12 protein-coding genes are annotated in these 17,495 nt (G+C 68.4%); 7 read left to right on the forward strand and 5 right to left on the reverse strand.

Annotation, left to right across the window (positions count from 1 at the left end):
* The first annotated feature begins 97 nt into the window (after positions 1-97).
* The 5 genes from uvrD (at position 98) to MC375_RS05810 (ending at position 6,421) form a co-directional block, all read left to right on the forward strand.
* A complete protein-coding gene (uvrD, locus tag MC375_RS05790) occupies positions 98-2,299 on the forward strand; it encodes a DNA helicase II (RefSeq protein WP_242102344.1) in 2,202 nt (733 codons plus the stop codon).
* A gap of 170 nt (positions 2,300-2,469) precedes the next feature.
* Positions 2,470-3,453: an SDR family oxidoreductase gene (locus MC375_RS05795; RefSeq protein ID WP_242102345.1), complete on the forward strand. Its 984-nt coding sequence runs from the start codon at positions 2,470-2,472 to the stop codon at positions 3,451-3,453.
* A 55-nt stretch (positions 3,454-3,508) separates the two neighbouring features.
* Positions 3,509-4,303, forward strand: a complete 795-nt coding sequence (locus MC375_RS05800; protein ID WP_242102346.1) for an endonuclease/exonuclease/phosphatase family protein — start codon at positions 3,509-3,511, stop codon at positions 4,301-4,303.
* The gene (clsB, locus tag MC375_RS05805; protein ID WP_242102347.1) at positions 4,278-5,474 is read left to right on the forward strand and encodes a cardiolipin synthase ClsB; all 1,197 of its coding nucleotides are present in this window, start codon (positions 4,278-4,280) and stop codon (positions 5,472-5,474) included. Before MC375_RS05800 ends, clsB begins: the two co-directional genes overlap by 26 nt.
* Positions 5,471-6,421 (forward strand): lysylphosphatidylglycerol synthase domain-containing protein, encoded by a 951-nt coding sequence (locus tag MC375_RS05810; protein ID WP_242102348.1) that lies wholly within the window; start codon positions 5,471-5,473, stop codon positions 6,419-6,421. The genes clsB and MC375_RS05810 overlap by 4 nt, the downstream gene beginning before the upstream one ends.
* A 629-nt stretch (positions 6,422-7,050) precedes the next feature.
* Here the strand turns inward: MC375_RS05810 and MC375_RS05815 are convergent.
* The 4 genes from MC375_RS05815 to MC375_RS05830 all read right to left on the reverse strand — a co-directional run bounded on the left by MC375_RS05815 (position 7,051) and on the right by MC375_RS05830 (position 12,366).
* Positions 7,051-8,427, reverse strand: a complete 1,377-nt coding sequence (locus MC375_RS05815) for a matrixin family metalloprotease (RefSeq protein WP_242102349.1) — start codon at positions 8,425-8,427, stop codon at positions 7,051-7,053.
* 29 nt (positions 8,428-8,456) lie between these two features.
* Positions 8,457-8,729, reverse strand: coding sequence for a hypothetical protein (locus MC375_RS05820; RefSeq protein ID WP_242102350.1), 273 nt, complete (start codon positions 8,727-8,729; stop codon positions 8,457-8,459).
* A 356-nt stretch (positions 8,730-9,085) separates the two neighbouring features.
* The gene (locus MC375_RS05825) at positions 9,086-10,807 is read right to left on the reverse strand and encodes a S8/S53 family peptidase (protein ID WP_242102351.1); all 1,722 of its coding nucleotides are present in this window, start codon (positions 10,805-10,807) and stop codon (positions 9,086-9,088) included.
* A gap of 65 nt (positions 10,808-10,872) precedes the next feature.
* Entirely contained in the window at positions 10,873-12,366 is a 1,494-nt protein-coding gene (locus tag MC375_RS05830; RefSeq protein ID WP_242102352.1) for a serine protease, read from the reverse strand.
* Between the two features lie 267 nt (positions 12,367-12,633).
* Here MC375_RS05830 and MC375_RS05835 point away from each other — a divergent pair, with 267 nt between their 5' ends.
* Positions 12,634-14,187: a hypothetical protein gene (locus MC375_RS05835; protein ID WP_242102353.1), complete on the forward strand. Its 1,554-nt coding sequence runs from the start codon at positions 12,634-12,636 to the stop codon at positions 14,185-14,187.
* 99 nt (positions 14,188-14,286) lie between these two features.
* Here the strand turns inward: MC375_RS05835 and MC375_RS05840 are convergent, their stop codons facing one another.
* Entirely contained in the window at positions 14,287-14,505 is a 219-nt protein-coding gene (locus MC375_RS05840) for a DUF2782 domain-containing protein (RefSeq protein WP_242102963.1), read from the reverse strand.
* A gap of 162 nt (positions 14,506-14,667) precedes the next feature.
* Between MC375_RS05840 and polA the strand changes: the two genes are divergently transcribed.
* On the forward strand, positions 14,668-17,466 hold the full coding sequence (polA, locus tag MC375_RS05845; protein ID WP_242102354.1) for a DNA polymerase I: 2,799 nt from the start codon (positions 14,668-14,670) through the stop codon (positions 17,464-17,466).
* Positions 17,467-17,495: the final 29 nt, after the last annotated feature.

Genomic DNA, 17,495 nt, shown 5'->3' on the forward strand with positions numbered 1-17,495 from the left:
ACGCGAGCAGGCAGCCGAATGCCACCAGCGGGGAAGCAGGCCGCTGCCGGCGCGATGAAACCGGTTGGGACGCGCGCATGACGCGTAAAATACGGCAATGGATGTTTCGTACCTGCTCGACGACCTCAATTCCGCCCAGCGCGAGGCCGTCACCGCAGAATCCGGCCACTACCTGGTCCTGGCCGGCGCCGGATCCGGCAAGACCCGCGTGCTGACCCACCGCATCGCCTGGCTCAACCAGGTGCACGGCGTGCCGGTGCACGGGATCTTCGCCGTGACCTTCACCAACAAGGCCGCGGGCGAAATGCGCCACCGCGCCGACGCGCTGCTTCGGCACGGTTCGCGCGGCCTGTGGATCGGCACCTTCCACGGCCTGGCACACCGCCTGCTGCGCCTGCACTGGCAGGATGCGAAGCTGCCCGAAGGCTTCCAGGTGCTCGACAGCGACGACCAGCTGCGCCTGGTCAAGCGCGTGGTCCAGGCGCTGGAGATCGACGAGGCGCGGTTCCCGCCGCGCCAGATCGCGTGGTGGATCAATGCGCAGAAGGACGAAGGCCGGCGCCCGCAGCACATCCAGTCCGATCGCGACGAATGGTCCGACGTGATGCTGCGCAGTTACGCGATGTACCAGGAACGCTGCGACCGCGCGGGCCTGGTCGACTTCGCCGAGCTGCTGCTGCGCGCGCATGAAGTGCTGCGCGATACCCCGGCGCTGCTGGCCCACTATCGCCATCGTTTCGGCGAGCTGCTGATCGACGAGTTCCAGGACACCAACGCCATCCAGTACGGATTCGCGCGGTTGCTCGCCGGCGACACCGGCCGGGTGTTCGTGGTCGGCGACGACGACCAGGCCATCTACGGCTGGCGCGGGGCCAAGGTCGAGAACGTGCAGACCTTCCTGCGTGATTTCCCGGGCGCCAAGACCATCCGCCTGGAGCAGAACTACCGCTCCAGCGCCAACATCCTCAGCGCGGCCAATGCGGTCATCGCCCACAATCCCGATCGCCTGGGCAAGCAGCTGTGGACCGACAGCGGCGAGGGCGAGTCGATCGACCTGTACGCGTCCTACAACGAGATCGACGAGGCGCGCTTCGTGATCGAACGCATCCGGCTGTGGGTGCGCGATGGCGGCGGATACGGCGAGACCGCGATCCTGTATCGCAGCAATGCGCAGTCGCGCGCGTTCGAGGAAGCGCTGCTGGCCCAGCAGATCCCGTACCGCGTGTACGGCGGCATGCGCTTCTTCGAACGCGCCGAGATCAAGGACACCCTGGCCTACCTGCGCCTGGTCGCCTCGCGCGCCGACGATGCGGCGTTCGAACGGGCGGTCAACACGCCCACCCGCGGCATCGGCGAGCGCACCCTGGACGAGGTGCGCAAGCGCGCGCGGCTCGATGGCGTGCCGCTGTGGGAAGCGGCGATCCGCATCGCCCGCGAAAGCATGCTCGCCGCGCGCGCGCGCAACGCCCTGGCCGGATTCCTGGCGCTGGTCGACGGCATCGCCGCGGAAACCGACGACCTGCCGCTCAAGGACAAGATCGACCACGTGCTGTTGCGCTCCGGGCTGCGCGAACACTACGCCAACGAGTCGAAGGGATCGATCGATTCGCGCGTGGACAATCTCGACGAGCTGGTTTCGGTCGCCTCGCGCTTCGTGCGCGGCGACGACGAGGAAGCTGCGGCGCTGACCGAACTGGTGGCTTTCCTCTCCTACGCGGCGCTGGAAGCGGGCGAAGGCCAGGCCCAGGCCGGCGAGGACGGTGTCCAGCTGATGACCCTGCACAGCGCCAAGGGCCTGGAGTTTCCGCTGGTGTTCCTGGCCGGGCTGGAGGAAGGGCTGTTTCCGAACGCGCGCTCGATCGAGGAGCAGGGCCGGCTGGAGGAAGAGCGCCGCCTGGCCTATGTCGGCATCACCCGCGCGCGCCAGAAGCTGGTGCTCAGCTACGCCGAGGCGCGGCGCCTGCACGGCCAGGACATGTACGGCATCCCGTCACGGTTCCTGCGCGAGATTCCGAAAGAGTTGCTGCACGAGGTGCGTCCACGCATCCAGGTTTCGCGGCCTGGCTTCAAGGGACCGTTCATGCCCGGTTCGCGCCGCGACGCGGCGTTCAACCGCGGCCACGCCGCCATCGAAACGCCGCAGATCGCGCTCGGCGCCAGCGTGCGCCATCCCAGCTTCGGCACCGGCACGGTGACCGACTACGAGGGCAGCGGTTCGCACGCGCGGGTGCAGGTGAATTTCGACGATGCGGGGAGCAAGTGGCTGGTGCTTGCCTACGCGAACCTGTCGCCGGCGTGACCGCGCGCTGAAGCGCAAGGATCAGCGCCTGCTGCGCCAAGGTGGATCGGACGGCGCTTGATCGCTCGCGGCGCGGTACGCGTGACAACGCATACGCAACGCCAGCACGACGGGGCTTTGACTTGCCTGCAGGTACGGTCGCAGGTCCGTGTCCCACCAGGAGCCAGACCATGGCCTCGCGCAAGCCCGCCAAAGCGTCCGCGACCGCCAGCCGCCAGCGCAGGATCCAGCAAGGCATCGACGCCAGGCCCGCGGCGAAGAAGAAGACAGCGAAGAAGAAGGCGGTGCAGGCCGGTGTACGCCGGCAGCCGGAAAACCCGATGCCCGCGCAGCACCTGAAAAAGCCGGGCCGGGAAGCCGACCTGGACCTGCAGCCGCGCTACCTGGCGCCCGCCTATGTGGGTAGCGGCAAGCTCGAAGGGATGGCGGCGATCATCACCGGCGGCGACTCGGGCATCGGTCGCGCGGTGGCCGTGCTGTTCGCGCGCGAAGGCGCGGACGTGGCCATCCTGTACCTGGACGAGCACGAGGACGCCAGGCAGACCAAGCGCGCGGTGGAGGAGGAAGGTCGCCGCTGCCTCGCGATCCCCGGCGACGTGCGCGACCCGGCCTTCTGCAAACACGCGGTCGACCGGGTGAAGAAGGCGTTCGGCCGGATCGACGTGCTGGTCAACAATGCCGCCTTCCAGCTGCATGCGCAGCGGATCGAGGACATCAGCGACGCGCATCTGCAGGAAACGCTGCAGACCAACATCGCCGGCTACTTCCACATGGCGCGCGCCGTGCTGCCGCACATGCAGCGCGGTGCCAGCATCGTCAACAACGGGTCGGAAACCGGCCTGTTCGGCAGCAAGCACCTGCTCGACTACTCGGCGACCAAGGGCGCGATCCACGCCTTCACCAAGTCGCTGGCCAGCAACCTGCTGGAGCGCGGGATCCGGGTCAACTGCGTGGCGCCGGGCCCGGTGTGGACCCCGCTCAACCCTGCCGACAAACCTGCGCAGGAAGTCGCGAAGTTCGGGCAGGATAGCGACATGGGGCGCCCGGCGCAGCCGGAGGAGATCTCGCCGGCGTTCGTGTTCCTGGCCTCGCCGGTCACCGCCTCGTACATCAATGGCGTGATCCTGCCGGTGATGGGCGGGCCGCGCGGCTAGTCACCCGGCGTTGCGGATGGCGAAAGGACAGGGTCGCAGAGGATCGGATACCCGGATGATCGCGCTGAATCTGCTCACCGCCAACATCCACATGGGTTTCAGCTTCTCGCGCCGGCGCTTCGTGCTGCCGGAGCTGCGCGAGGCCATCCGCGAAGTCTCCGCCGACGTGGTGTTCCTGCAGGAAGTGCAGGGCGCCCACAGCGGCCACGCGCGCCGCCACGCACGGTGGCCGGATGTTCCGCACTACGAGTTCCTCGCCGACAGCCTGTGGCCGCAGTTCGCCTACGGCCAGAACGCGGCTTACCCGCACGGCCATCATGGCAATGCGCTGCTGTCGAAGTTTCCGATCGTGCAGCAACGCAACCTGGATGTATCCGTGGACGGCCACGAGGGTCGCGGCCTGCTGCACTGCGTGCTGGAGATCCCTGGCAGCGCGGTGCGGTTGCATACGCTGTGCGTGCACCTGGGCCTGCGCGAGGCGCACCGCCGCCGGCAGCTGGACCTGCTGTGCCGGACCGTTGCCGAGCAGATTCCCGCCGATGCGCCGCTCGCGGTCGCCGGCGACTTCAACGACTGGCGCGGGCGCGGCCACGCGGCGCTGGCCCGCTGCGGATTGCGCGAGGCGTTCCTCGACGCACATGGGCGGCTGGCGCGCACCTTTCCCGCGCGCTGGCCGCTGCTGCCGCTGGACCGCATGTACCTGCGCAACGTGCAGGTGCATGAGGTGGCAGTACTGTCGTCGCGGCCGTGGTCGCACCTGTCCGACCACGCCACGCTGTTCGCGCGCGTGGGCATCGACGCGACGTCGATCGTTGCAGAAGGTCATGGGCGGCAACGATCCCTGGCGTGAAGGCAACCGCGTCGCGCTGCTCGAGAACGGCGAGGCGTTCTTTGCCCGCGCGTTCGCGGCGATCGCGCAGGCGCGCGAAGAAGTCCTGCTGGAGACGTTCATCCTGTTCGAGGACAAGGTCGGATGGGAACTGCACCGGCAGCTGACCGCGGCGGCGCGGCGCGGCGTGCGGGTCGAGGTCATGGTCGACGGGTACGGCTCGCCGCGATTTTCGCCATCGTTCCTGGATGGGCTGGCCGAAACCGGCGTGATCCTGCGCGTCTTCGATCCCCATCGGACCCTGCTCGGCCTGCGCCTGCACATTTTCCGCCGCCTGCACCGCAAGCTGCTGGTGGTGGATGGCACGCGCGCCTTCGTCGGCGGCATCAACTACTCCGCCGACCATCTCGAGGATTTCGGACCGACTTCGAAACAGGACTACGCGGTCGAGCTGCAGGGTCCGGTGGTCGACGACATCCGCACGTTCGCGGCCGCGGCCATGCGCGGCAACGCGGAGTCGTGGCGACACCCACCGTCCGCCGCGACCGTACATGCCGGCAACGGCAGGGTGCTGTTCGCGCTGCGCGACAACGCCGCACGGTCGACCGAGATCGAGCGGCAGTACCGCATCGCCATCCGCGCAGCGCGCGACGAGATCGTGATCGCCAATGCCTACTTCTTTCCTGGCTACGGATTGCTGCGCGATCTGCGCCACGCGGCGCGCCGCGGCGTGCGGGTGTCGCTGATCGTCCAGGGCGAGCCCGACACGCCGCTGGCCCTGTTGGCGGCCAGGACCCTGTATCGGCACCTGATCGCCGCTGGCGTGTGCATCCATGAGTACTGCAGGCGTCCGTTCCACGGCAAGGTGGCACTCGTCGACGACACATGGTCGACCGTCGGCTCCAGCAATCTCGATCCGCTCAGCCTGTCGCTGAACCTGGAGGCCAACATCTTCGTTCGCGACCGCGGTTTCAATCGTGATCTGCACGCCCGGCTGGCGACGTTGCGGGAGCGCGACTGCCGGCCGGTCGATCCGGCCGGGCTGCCGGAGCGCCGGCTGTGGCCGCTGCCCTCGTCGCTGCTGTTCCACGTGCTGCGTCGCTTCCCCGCATGGGCTGGATTGCTGCCCGCGCATACGCCCAGCGTCGTTGAGCTGGCCCCGCGCGACGGCCCCCGGATGGAAAGCCGATGACCGGGCGCCGGAGGCGTCGCGATCGCGCGATCCAGATCGTCACCCTGGCGATCACCGCGATCGCGCTGGTGCTGCTGATCCGCCATGCGCGTTCGGTGGACTGGCCGCAGGTGTGGCAGGCGCTGGCAGGATACCGCCTGCATGAGGTGACGACCGCCGCGGCGCTGGCGGCACTGAGCTACCTGTTGTATTGCAGCTACGAACTCGGGGCGCGGCACTACGCGGGCCATGGCCTGTCGACGCGGCGGACCATGCTGATCGGCTTCACCTGCTACGCGTTCAGTCTCAACATCGGCGCGCTGATCGGCGGCGGTGGCTTCCGCCTGCGCCTGTACTCGCATTCGGGATTGCGCGCCGGGGCCATCGGCCGCATCGTCGCGTTCGCCGTGAGCACCAATTGGTCCGGCTATCTCGTGCTGGCCGGCGGCGTGCTGATCGCGCAACCGATCGTCTTGCCCCAAGGCGCTGCCAGCATCGCCGGGCGCGTGCTCGGTCTCGCGATGCTGGTGGTGGCGGCTGCCTATCTGTTCGCGTGCGCCCGCTGGCACGACCGCGCCTGGCATCTGCGCGGTCATGCGTTCAAGCTGCCGTCCCTGCGCATGGCATTGCTGCAGCTGGGTCTGTCCAGCGCAAACTGGCTGACGATCGCTGCGTTGCTGTTCGTGCTGCTGCAGCAGCGGATCGATTACCCCACGGTGCTCGGCGTGCTCCTGCTCGCGGCCGTTGCGGCGGCGGTCACCCACATCCCGGCCGGCCTGGGCGCGTTGGAAGCGATCTTCCTGGCGATGCTCGGCGAGCGGGTCGCGCAGCCGGAACTGCTCGCCGCGCTGCTGGCTTATCGGGCGATCTATTACCTTGGGCCGCTGTTGCTTGCTGCGATCGCGTACCTGGCGTTCGAGTCCGGGGCCGTGCGTAGACGCGGCCCACATCCGGATGATGTCGGATGACGGGAAGGGTGAAGCACAGCACAGCTTTCGCTTGCCGGCGAGTTACTTTTCTTTGCTGGTGCACTGCGCCGAAGGCGCGAACGGCGAAGCCGGCCCGAAGGGCGAGCCACGTAGTGGCGAGTAAAGAAAAGTAACCAAAAGAAAGCACCCTTCTCGTGAGATCAAACCCGCTCAAGGGATGTGCGGTGTCGTTGCCATTTTCGCAGCGGACATCCCTGTCCGCTCCGAAAACGGCCGGCATCCATGCCGGCCGCCCTCCGGGTGTCCGGATGCGGATCGCATGGCCCATGCCTTTGACTTTCCTGGTCCCGCAGTAGCTGTCAGCCCCCGGAAACCCCGAAGGGGCGGCGGCCATGGATGGCCGCCGTTTTCGGACCGAGCCATGGATGGCGAGTCCGAAAATTGCTTCGGCATCCACATTCCTTGAGCGATGTGGATCCACTGAGGTGCTTTCTTTTGGTTACTTTTCTTTACTCGCCACTACGTGGCTCGCCCTTCGGGCCGGCTTCGCCGTTCGCGCCTTCGGCGCAGTGCACCAGCAAAGAAAGTAGCCCGCCGAAAGGCGGAAGCTCTAAGCCCTTAACGCGAAAACTCCCGTTTCCCGGATCAACGACGCCAGGACGCCACCGTCATGGCTTGGTATAGGTGATCTCCAGCCGGTAGCTGCCTGCCGCATAGCCGCGCACCATGACGTGAATCTTGCTGCGGTTGCCCGGCACCTCGAGCTCGCAGGTTTCGTTGGCGTGGCTAAGGTAGGGACGGCAGTTCCAGCGGCTCGTGTCGGGCGGGCCGAGATAGCGCACGTACAGATCAGGATCGCCTGCATTTGCGCCGACGGCGGTCATGCGCACGGTCGCGATCGATCCGGGTTTCACGTCGAAGGCGCCGTACTGCTTCTTCTCGCCCTTGGCGACGGCCTGGTTCTCGAAGACCTTGGTTTCCACGGTGCCGGTGGTCGGTGCGTCGGGGGCCTGGTAGACGCATTGCGCCAGATCCTCGGTATTGGCCGTGCCCTTGCCGTAGAGGCAGGCCGAACCGGCCTTGTCCAGCGCCGTCAGCTGCAGCGACCAGTCGCCGCCGCCGTTGCACTGCGGGTAGTGCATGACCGAGAAGCGGTCGTACTCGGTGATCGGAGTGAAATTGCTGTCCTCGAAGCAGGTGCCGGCTTCGGGCCGGGTATGTTCGTGGCGCAGCCCGAGCGCATGGCCCAGTTCGTGGCGCAGGATGCCGACCAGCGTCAGCGTGTCGTCCGGATCCATCTCGAACGATGAATTGTCGATCAGCACATTGCGGTCGGTGCGCGTGTCCGCGGGGAAGAAGGCGCGCGCCAGGTATTCGCCGTCCACGTCCACCGGGCGCACGTCGAACTCGACCTGGGGATTGCTGGCCGTGCAGCTGGCATCCTGAGCGGCGACATGCACGAAGTCGACATCGGCCGCCTGTTCCCAGGCGTTGGTTGCCGCCACCATGTCGGCCACGACAGCGGCCTTGCGCGGGCCGAACTGATCGCTGACGCAATAGTTCAGGCGCTTCCTGCGTGCGCTGGTCCAGATGTCGACGCCGCCGTCCACGCCCTGGGCCGCCGCGAGCGCGCGGACGGTGAGCTTGCCATGTGCGGTTTCGTCGTCCTCGCGCTGCAGGCTTTCGAAGAACTCCTGCAGGTGCTTGCGGTCGGCAATGGCCAGATCGCCGCTGACGATGTACTTGCCGTGTTCGCCCGGTTCCTTGAACACCGATGCCTCGAACTCCTCGAAGGTCTTGCCGCGCCACTTCTCGCGCGCGGCCTTGGCCGCGTCGGCGAGTTGTTGCTGCGCGGCTTCGATGGTCTGCTCGTTGGCTTCGACCGCACCGGTTGCGGGCCTGATGTCGTGGCTCGGCGGTCCTACCGGCTCCGCGGGAGGTGGGGTGGTGGTGGCCGACGGTGGCGTGGCGGGCGCGACAGGCTCGTCGCGCTTGCAGCCCGCAAGCGCGAAGGCGACGGCGACTACCAGCGCGAACGCCGGCATGGAGGAATTTGACCGTAATGAGGGCAGGTTCATGGCTTGCTTTCCTTGGGGGACGGGCATGGCGCGTCGGAGACGTCGAGCAGCTCGACGCCCGCGGCGCGCTGGCGGATTTCGGACAGGGCGGCCTGCGCGTCCTTCGCGCTGCGGAATTCGGCGCACAGACGGGTTTCGCCTTCCAGGCCGATGCGCTGGGCGCGCAGATCGGTGATGGCGTACGCGGAGCGCTGCTTGTCGAGCAGCGCGCGGATGTCGTTGTAGGCCGCGCGCGTGGCCTCGGGTACGCCCTTGCCGCGCGAGAGCATGGTGACGGTAACCGTCGTCGGCGCCGTGTCGCCGGTTTGCGCAGCCGGGGGCGTCGGTTCCGGGGTGGTGGCCGGAGAGGGTGGCGGCGGCGGAGCGGGCGTCTGTGCCGGCGCTTCCGAAGAAGGCGTGGGCGATTCCGGCGGTGGTTTGGTTGCAGAAGGCGACGCAGACGTCGGCAATTCGCTTGTGGAAGGGGATGGCGGCTGTGGCGGCGAAGGCGCTGCCGCAGACGCATCCGCGGCGTCCTGCGCAGGCGCTTCGTCCGGGGGCGGCGGTGCCGGTGCGCTGCACGCCGCACCGATGCAGGCCGCGCCGAACACGGCCAGCGACAGGCTCGTCGGCTGGCGCGCTGCGTTCACGGCGTGGCCTGCAGCTTCGCGGCGAGCGCGCGCGAGGCCTTCGGCCGCAGGGTCGCAGCCGGCGCACGCAGCGCATCTGCACTGGGCGCATCGAGCGCCTGCCGGAAGGCATCCGGGTCGCGCATGGCCAGGTCGAGCAGTTCCGGCCCGAAGCGCCGTAGCGTCGCATCGAGCGTCCCCGGTTCCGCGGACAGCATGCGCTGCAGGCCCGATCGGACTTCAGCCGGATCGCGGTCGAGCGTACGCGAGAGCAGGTTCACCGTGTCGTCCTGCGGCGGCGCGCGCAGCTGGGTGCGCGGCGCGCCGAGCGGCTGCCGCAGCAGCGCGTCCAGGTCGAGGATGCCCGCGCCGAAGCGCGAGGTGTCGAAGCCGGCCGGCTTGCGCGCGCTGGCCTGCATCGCCTGGACGAACAGGTCGCGCCGGGTCAGGCTGCCCCGCGCCGCGTCGATGCGCGCGCGTCCGTGGAAGGCGAGCCAGTCCGCGGCTGCACCGGCGACCGCTGCGGTGGCGAATGAAGTGCCGTTGCCCGGGCTTGCGCGCGTGCCGGTCGTCCCCGCGACCGCATCGGCGACATACACGTCCTCTCCGGGAGCGGCGATGTCGACCGCGCGGCCCTTCGACGAGCCCTTCCATGGCTTGTCCTGCGCATTGGTCGCCGCCACCGCGATCGCGTTGTCGTAGGACGCCGGCGCCACCACCATGCCGATGCAGTTGCCGGCAGCGTTGACCACGATCGTGCCGCGACGCACCGCGTCGTTGATCGCGCGCTCGAGGCCGAAGAACGCGCGCCCGCCCAGGCTCATCGAGATCACGTCGCACTGCGCGGTGGTCGCGTGCCGCACAGCGCGCGCGGTATTGCTGTCGAGCACCCGCACCACGCTGTTGAAGGTGCGGATCGGCACCAGCGTCGCCTTCGGCGCCAGGCCGACCACGGTGCCGGGCGCCGTGGTGCCGCTGGAGGCGCCGAAGCCGCCGTCGCTGACGATCACACTGCCGGTCTTGGTGCCGTGGCCGGGATTGCCCTGATAGCCGAGCGGATCGCGCGCGTCGCTGCCGCCCTCCATCAGGTTCAGCGACTGGCTGCGGTCGATGCGCGCGCCGTCGAGATCCACGTGGTCGGTCCATCCGCTGTCGGGATGGCATACGCGCACGCCCTCGCCGAGCGTCTTGCCGCCAGCGGGCGGCGTCAGTCGGCGCGCCTGCGGCACGCGCATCGCAGCCAGCGACCAGGCCGGATCGGCAGGCGCCGGCACGCCGTCGTCGCCGAAACACGCGGTCACCGCACTGCGCTTCTGCGCCTCGACCAGGGTGTCCTCGGTATCGGGTTCGACGCGGACGAATCCGCCGCGCTCCTGCAGCGCGTAGGCCTGGTCCCAGGCGCCAGCGCCGCTGGTGACCGGATCGGCCACGCGCACGCGCCAGATGCGCGACAGGCCCTCGGGATCGTCGGCCGCATCGGCGTCGGGGAACAGGCGTTCGATCGAAACCACGTCGGCGAAGATGTCTTCGGCGGCGCTGCGCAGGTCGGCTTCGGTCTGCTGCGGTGCCAGTTCGACCGCATAGCCCTGGGCGTAGGCCGCGGGCGTCGCCGGCTCCGGCACGGGCGTGGAAGGTGGTGTCGGGGTCTGCGCGGGCGTCGGCTCTGCGGGCGGTGCGGCGCGGTTGCATGCGGTGGTCGACACGAGAAACAGGAGGCAGACGGCGAACACAGCGCGCATGTGGATGACCCCGGACTGGCTTTGAAGGGAAGGGCGGATGAACGATCGGACGTGCGGGGGTTCCATCACGTCCCCGGCTGCACGCATACGCGCGGATCGCTGCGCCATTCCGGGGCGGCGGCGTCCAGGCGTTCGATGACCTTGGCGATCGGCAGGACCGCCTCGTGCGAGCGCCAGCCCGGTGCCCAAGGCTGCGACAGGTCTTCCTGCCCGTCGAACAGCAGCCCCACGACCGCATGACTGCGGCGGTGGTAGACCGGCGAGCCGGAATTGCCGCGATAGGTATCGCTGTCCACGCCGATCGTGGGCTGCTGACCGAAGCGCACGCTGATGTACTCGTAGTACGGCGCGTCGCCGTCCTCGCGGCGCTGGTAGCTGTCGACGAATTCCTTGAGCTTGCCCTCGCGATAGGACTGTTCCTCGGCCGCGATCGAATCGAACTCCGCGCTGACCAGCAGCTTGAGTTCGATGTACTCGTCCTCGCTCAGCCGGAACGGGAAGTACACGAAGGTGTTGTCGTGCACGGTGCGTGGTTCGCCCAGCGGATAGCCGACCACGTACAGCGGCTCGTCGCGCAACACGCGTGCGGTCGACAGGCACTGCACCGGATACAGCGCGCCGGGCAGGGCGCCGGTTTCGTTCGCGCCCAGTTCGAGCAGGACGAAGTCGAGCTTGCCGCGCTCGTCCTCGTCGGTCAGGCGGATCGCATTCACGGGAAAGGTCTTGCGCGGCAGCTGGTTGCCAGCCAGGTCATCCTCGTAGTCGAACATCGCCTCGAATTCGTCCGGCGCCTCTTCGAAGATGCAATGGTTGTTGGTCAGGGCCAACCGCTCTCCGATCAGCACCGCGCTGCAGCGCGGCTTATCCTCATTGCGCGAACGCAGGGCGAAGGCGCCGCGCGAGTTGGCGTAGATGCGCTCGTAGGTCTGCGGCGGATAGCGGTCGTCGCGGCCGTACAGCGATTTCTCCAGGCGGCGCAACTCTGCGTGCTGCTCGACCAGGGCGCGCTGTTCGCTGCGGTCGCCTTCCGGCAGCGTCTTGTAGGCCGCGACCACCTGTTGCTGCGCGACATCGGTCGCCTGCTTGAGCTGTCGCAGGTCGGCCTCGCTTGCGTCGGGCGCGAGCGCGCGTTCGGCGACCGCGTCCAGCCGCTGCTGCGCGACATCGACGTTGCGGTACTTCGCGCGCCAGGCCGGCGAGCGGTCGTTCCAGTTCTTGCTCGCCTGCAGCTGCACGTCCTGCACCTGCACCGCTTCGCCCGGCGCATCGCTGATCACGGCCTGCACCGGCATCTGCCGTACCTGCTGGGAGATGACATCGGGGTTGGCCACCGGCACCGCGCCGTCTGCGGTCTGCAGCACGGCGCGATCGCCCTGCTTGGTGATCTCCACCGGCACTGCCACGCCTTGCGGTCGGGACAGGACCCGTTCGCGCAGGGCATCGCTGCTGATGCGCTGCTTGGCGGGAGCATCCTGTGCGGAGGCCGCCGCCGCTGACAACGAAGCTGCGATCGCGCCGAGCACCAGCGCGTGGCGGACGTACCGAAATCGGGAACCCATGACTCCAACCTCCGGGGGAAGGTGTGTCGCACTGCGCATTGGCGCAGCTGATGGGGACAACGCCGTTTGTCGCGGGTGTGGGCCAACATTGCGGCCTTCACGCGTGCGCTCACACTTTTGCCGGGCAGCCGACACATTTTGGCTGCGGCTGTCCGCTGTGGGCGAAGGCCTGCGTTGTCGCCATGAAACGGCACCAGGCCGCGTCCGCCGTGCGACGCAGCCCTCGCGATGCTTCCCCACGCCCGCGCCCCCGCGCGAGGAGGTTTCATGCACATCCGTCGTACGCGGCTCGCCATCGCCTTGCTGGCACCGCTCGCCCTGGCGACCTGCGCACGCGAGGACGTGCGCGATGCGGCGCCCGCCGCCGCAACCGGGACATCGGCGACCGCAGTCGCCAGGGAAGAAGCTGGCGATGCCGTCGATGCGCGCACCGCGCTGCTACCCGCCGCCAGTGACTGCGCGCCCGGCGCGCGCTGCCTGTCGGTCACCGGCACCGGGCGCCCACAGGCGAGCGGCAGCTTCGTCGCGCAGTGCCGCGGCAGGTTCGCCGACTTCATCGTGCCGAAGGCGACGTTGCCCAATGGCTACGACGGCCCATGGTTCCAGCCCAACCTGCTCGAGCAGGCGTCGACCGGCGTTCCGAGCGGCTCGCGACCATGGCGCGCATTCGATCCGCGCGATCCGGACGAACGCCTGGCCTACGCACTGGCGCTGCGCAATTACGCCTTCAGCAGCGCCGCCGCGCGCGCGCTGACGCCTAACCTCAGCGCCGATTCGCACTACTTCGACCCTGGTGGCGGCAGCGTGCCCGCGTCCCAGCGCAACCAGAAGTGGTATCCGGCGCCACGAATGTTCTACGGCCCGACCAACGCGCCGGGCACGCGCGAAGCCGCGCACGGCATGACCCTGGAGCGCACCGTGCGCGTCGGCGAACTCGGCGACAACACGATCGCCTTCCAGAACTATGCGGTGGCCTACTACGATGCCCGCGGTGGGCGCATCTTCCAGCGCCTGTGGAACACGTCCGAGGACGGCGTCGACACGCCGCGCCTGAACCGCATGCGCTTTGCCGAGCACAGCTTCGTGTTCAAACTACTGTTCAGCGCCGCACCGGCGAATGCGTTCCCGCAGGACCTGCTCACCGGTGCGCTGCAGGTCGATATCCTGCCGAACCCCGATGCCGATCCGGTGCGGGTGCGGCTGATGCAGATCGACATCGCGGTGAAGGACAAGCGCGCCGGTGCCACCGGCTGGTACTTCGCCACCTACGCCTACGACCGCAGCCTGCCCGGCACCTCGCCGTGGAAGAAGATGGCGCCGGTCGGACTGATGTGGGGCAACGATCCGGGCGGTCCGCCGATCGAACAGTCATGGATCAATCCCGACGCGCCGGCATACGCGCGTGCGCATCTGGGTGTCGACGACCGCCTCAACGGCCCGGTCGACAACCCGGCCTCTGCATGCATGAGCTGCCACAGCACCGCGCAGGCACCGGTGGTTGCGAGCATGCTGCCGAGCGGCGCGTGCGCGCAGACCCATCGCGACGACTGGTTCCGCAACCTGTCAGGCACGACCGCGTTCGGTCGCCGCCAGAACAGCGGCGGCAGTTGCCAGACGTCCGCCTCCGGCCTCGACCTCGCCGCCGCCGATTACTCGCTGCAGATGGCCGCGACCGTGGATCGCGCGCTCGACGGCGATACGTTCAACCCCTGCACGTGGGACGAGGACAACCCGCCCACCGCGCTGGTCGCGGCACCGGTGGATGCGCTCAGACGCGAGGACGTCGAACGGTTCGAGGTGACCCGCGATCCGCCGGAGTAGGTCGGGCCTACGCGCCCGACGCGTGCGCCGGCCGTGATTCGTCGGGGACCTAGCTCCGACCTAAGCGCATGAGGGAAGCCCCTGGCCGGCGGAAGCCGGTCACCACTTGAACAGTTCGTAGTAGGTCATCGGCGGATTGTCGCCGGCCTTGTCGACGAGGCCGTCGCCGTCGCGGTCGTACAGGTAATAGGTCGGGCCGCGCGCGGGCACGACTTTGACCACCCGCAGCTGGGTGCCGACGCGGTACTCAGTGATCACATCGCCGTTGGCCTCGGTCCGCGTGTTCTCGACCGCGTTCTCCGGGATCTCCGGTCCCATGCCGCCGCTGGCGCAACCGGCCAGCGCGATCGCAAGCAGGGCAGTGGCAAGTTCGGTCTTCATCGCGAGCTCCTCTTCACGCACTGCGCGGGCGCCGCGATTATGACGGGCGAGCGCGTTGGGCGGGTGTGAGCGCGACCGCGGCCTGCGTAGAATCGCGGGATGAAGCGATTGGTCCTGATCGACGGCTCCAGTTATCTGTACCGGGCCTTCCACGCGCTGCCGCCGCTGAGCAACGCTGCCGGCGAGCCGACCGGCGCGCTGTTCGGCGTGGTCAACATGCTGCGCGCGCATCTGAAGGAACAGCCCGATTTCGCCGCCTTCGTGGTGGACGCGCCGGGCAAGACCTTCCGCGACGACCTGTATCCGCAGTACAAGGCCAATCGCCCGCCGATGCCGGACGACCTGCGGGCACAGGTGCAGCCGATGTGCGACATCGTGGCCGGGCTGGGAATGCCGATCCTGCGGATCGATGGAGTGGAGGCCGACGACGTGATCGGCACCCTGGCCCTGCAGGCCGCGGGCGAGGGTATCGACGTCACCATCTCCACCGGCGACAAGGACTTCGCCCAGCTGGTGCGCCCGGCCGAAGCCGGGCAGGGAGCGGTCGCCCTGGTCAACACGATGAGCGGCAGCCGGCTCGACAGCGTCGAGCGCGTGATCGAGAAGTTCGGCGTGCGGCCCGACCAGATCGTCGACATGCTGGCACTGATGGGCGACGCGATCGACAACGTGCCCGGCGTGGACAAGTGCGGTCCCAAGACCGCCGCCAAGTGGCTGGGTGAATTCGACACCCTCGACGGCGTCATCGCCAACGCCGGTGCGATCAAGGGCAAGATCGGCGACAACCTGCGCGCCGCGCTCGATCGCCTGCCGCTCAACCGCACCCTGGTGACGATCAAGACCGATGTCGCGCTTGATCAGAGGCCGCAGACGCTGGTGCTGCGCGAGCGCGATGCCGAAACGCTGCGCGGCCTGTATTCGCGCTACGGCTTCAACCAGGCGCTGAAGGAGCTCGACGGCGGTGCGGCGCCCGCATCAATTGCCGAGAAGGAACCCGGCCGCGCGCGCGGGACCGGCTTCGTCGCGCCTTCAGCGCCGGTGGAGGCGGCGATCGATCCGGCGCTGTCGGCCAAGGGCGATTACGAATGCGTGCTCACCCAAGCGCAGCTGGACACATGGATCGCGGCGCTGCAGACGGCCGATGCGTTCGCGTTCGACACCGAGACCGACAGCCTGGATCCGATGCGCGCGAATCTGGTCGGCATCAGCCTGGCGGTGGAACCGGGCCGCGCTGCCTACATTCCGCTGGCGCATGACTATCCGGGCGTGCCGGTGCAGCTCGACCGTAGCGCCGCGTTGCGCATGCTCGCGCCGCTGTTCGCCGACCCGCTCAAGCGCAAGATCGGCCAGCACGGCAAGTACGACCTGCACGTATTGCGCAGGCACGGCATCGACGTGGCCGGCTATGCCGAGGACACGATGCTTGAAAGCTTCGTGCTGAACTCAGGCAGCAGCCGGCACGACATGGATTCGCTGGCCCAGCGTTTCCTGGGCTACGAGACGATCCGCTACGAGCAGGTCGCCGGCAAGGGCGCGAAGGCGATTCCGTTTTCGCATGTCGCGCTGGACGATGCCACCTGCTACGCCGCCGAAGATGCCGATATCACGCTGCGCCTGCATCGGGTGCTGTCGGAGAAGCTCGCCGCGGTGCCGAGCCTGCAGCGCGTCTATCGCGAGATCGAAATGCCACTGGTGCCGGTGCTCGAACGCATCGAGGCCAATGGCGTGCTGATCGACGGCGAAGAACTGCGCCGGCAGTCGGCCGACCTGTCGCGGCGCATGCTCTCGCTGCAGCAGCAGGCGACCGAGCTGGCCGGGCGCACCTTCAGCATGGACTCGCCCAAGCAGCTGGGCGCGCTGTTGTTCGACGAGCTCAAGCTGCCGGCGATGGTGAAGACGCCCAGCGGCCAGCCCTCCACCAACGAGGAAGCGCTGGAAGCCATTGCCGATCAGCACCCGCTGCCGCGGGTGATCCTGGAATACCGCGGTCTGGCCAAGCTGCGCAGCACCTACACCGACAAGCTGTCTGAAATCGCAAATCCGGACACCGGGCGCGTGCACACCAGCTATCACCAGGCGGGCGCGGCCACCGGGCGGCTGGCGTCGAGCGATCCCAATCTGCAGAACATTCCGATCCGGACCGAGGACGGGCGCCGCATCCGCCGTGCGTTCATCGCTCCGCCCGGGCGCAGGCTGGTGGCCTGCGACTACTCGCAGATCGAGCTGCGGATCATGGCCCATCTGTCGGAGGATCCGGCGCTGCTGCGCGCGTTCGAATCCGGCGACGACGTGCACCGCGCCACCGCGGCGGAAGTCTTCGGCAAGGCCTCGCTCGATGAGGTCAGCGCCAACGAGCGCCGCGCCGCCAAGGCGATCAACTTCGGCCTGATGTACGGCATGAGCGCGTTCGGGCTGGCGCGCCAGCTCGGCATTGCCCGTGGTGAGGCCCAGGATTACATCGCGCTGTACTTCAGCCGCTATCCGGGCGTGCGCGATTACATGGAGCGCACCCGGCAACAGGCGCGCGAACAGGGTTATGTCGAAACCGTGTTCGGCCGCCGGCTGTACCTGGACTACATCCACAAGGGCAACCAGGCCCAGCGCGCGGGGGCCGAACGCGCGGCGATCAACGCGCCGATGCAGGGCACCGCTGCGGACATCATCAAGCGGGCAATGGTCTCGGTGGACGGCTGGCTGGCGGACCATCGCCACGACGCCGGAAAAAGCCCCGCGCTGATGATCCTGCAGGTGCACGACGAGCTGGTATTCGAATGCGACGAGGCCTTCGTCGGCACGCTGGTGGGCGAGGTCGGGCGGCGGATGGCCGCGGCCGCCGAGCTGCGCGTGCCGTTGGTGGTGGACAGCGGCACCGGGCTCAACTGGGACGAGGCCCACTAGGCGTATTCAGTGGCCGGACGTGACCCGGA

Source organism: Lysobacter sp. M2-1, assembly GCF_022662495.1.
In the GTDB taxonomy this organism is placed as follows: domain Bacteria; phylum Pseudomonadota; class Gammaproteobacteria; order Xanthomonadales; family Xanthomonadaceae; genus JAKPBU01.

Excerpts from the sequence above, each read along its gene's own strand:
- uvrD (WP_242102344.1), top strand. The coding sequence starts at position 98 with ATGGATGTTTCGTACCTGCTCGACGACCTCAATTCCGCCCAGCGCGAG.
- MC375_RS05795 (WP_242102345.1), top strand. The coding sequence starts at position 2,470 with ATGGCCTCGCGCAAGCCCGCCAAAGCGTCCGCGACCGCCAGCCGCCAG.
- MC375_RS05800 (WP_242102346.1), top strand. The coding sequence starts at position 3,509 with ATGATCGCGCTGAATCTGCTCACCGCCAACATCCACATGGGTTTCAGC.
- clsB (WP_242102347.1), top strand. The coding sequence starts at position 4,278 with ATGGGCGGCAACGATCCCTGGCGTGAAGGCAACCGCGTCGCGCTGCTC.
- MC375_RS05810 (WP_242102348.1), top strand. The coding sequence starts at position 5,471 with ATGACCGGGCGCCGGAGGCGTCGCGATCGCGCGATCCAGATCGTCACC.
- MC375_RS05815 (WP_242102349.1), bottom strand. The coding sequence starts at position 8,427 with ATGCCGGCGTTCGCGCTGGTAGTCGCCGTCGCCTTCGCGCTTGCGGGC.
- MC375_RS05820 (WP_242102350.1), bottom strand. The coding sequence starts at position 8,729 with ATGCTCTCGCGCGGCAAGGGCGTACCCGAGGCCACGCGCGCGGCCTAC.
- MC375_RS05825 (WP_242102351.1), bottom strand. The coding sequence starts at position 10,807 with ATGCGCGCTGTGTTCGCCGTCTGCCTCCTGTTTCTCGTGTCGACCACC.
- MC375_RS05830 (WP_242102352.1), bottom strand. The coding sequence starts at position 12,366 with ATGGGTTCCCGATTTCGGTACGTCCGCCACGCGCTGGTGCTCGGCGCG.
- MC375_RS05835 (WP_242102353.1), top strand. The coding sequence starts at position 12,634 with ATGCACATCCGTCGTACGCGGCTCGCCATCGCCTTGCTGGCACCGCTC.
- MC375_RS05840 (WP_242102963.1), bottom strand. The coding sequence starts at position 14,505 with ATGGGACCGGAGATCCCGGAGAACGCGGTCGAGAACACGCGGACCGAG.
- polA (WP_242102354.1), top strand. The coding sequence starts at position 14,668 with ATGAAGCGATTGGTCCTGATCGACGGCTCCAGTTATCTGTACCGGGCC.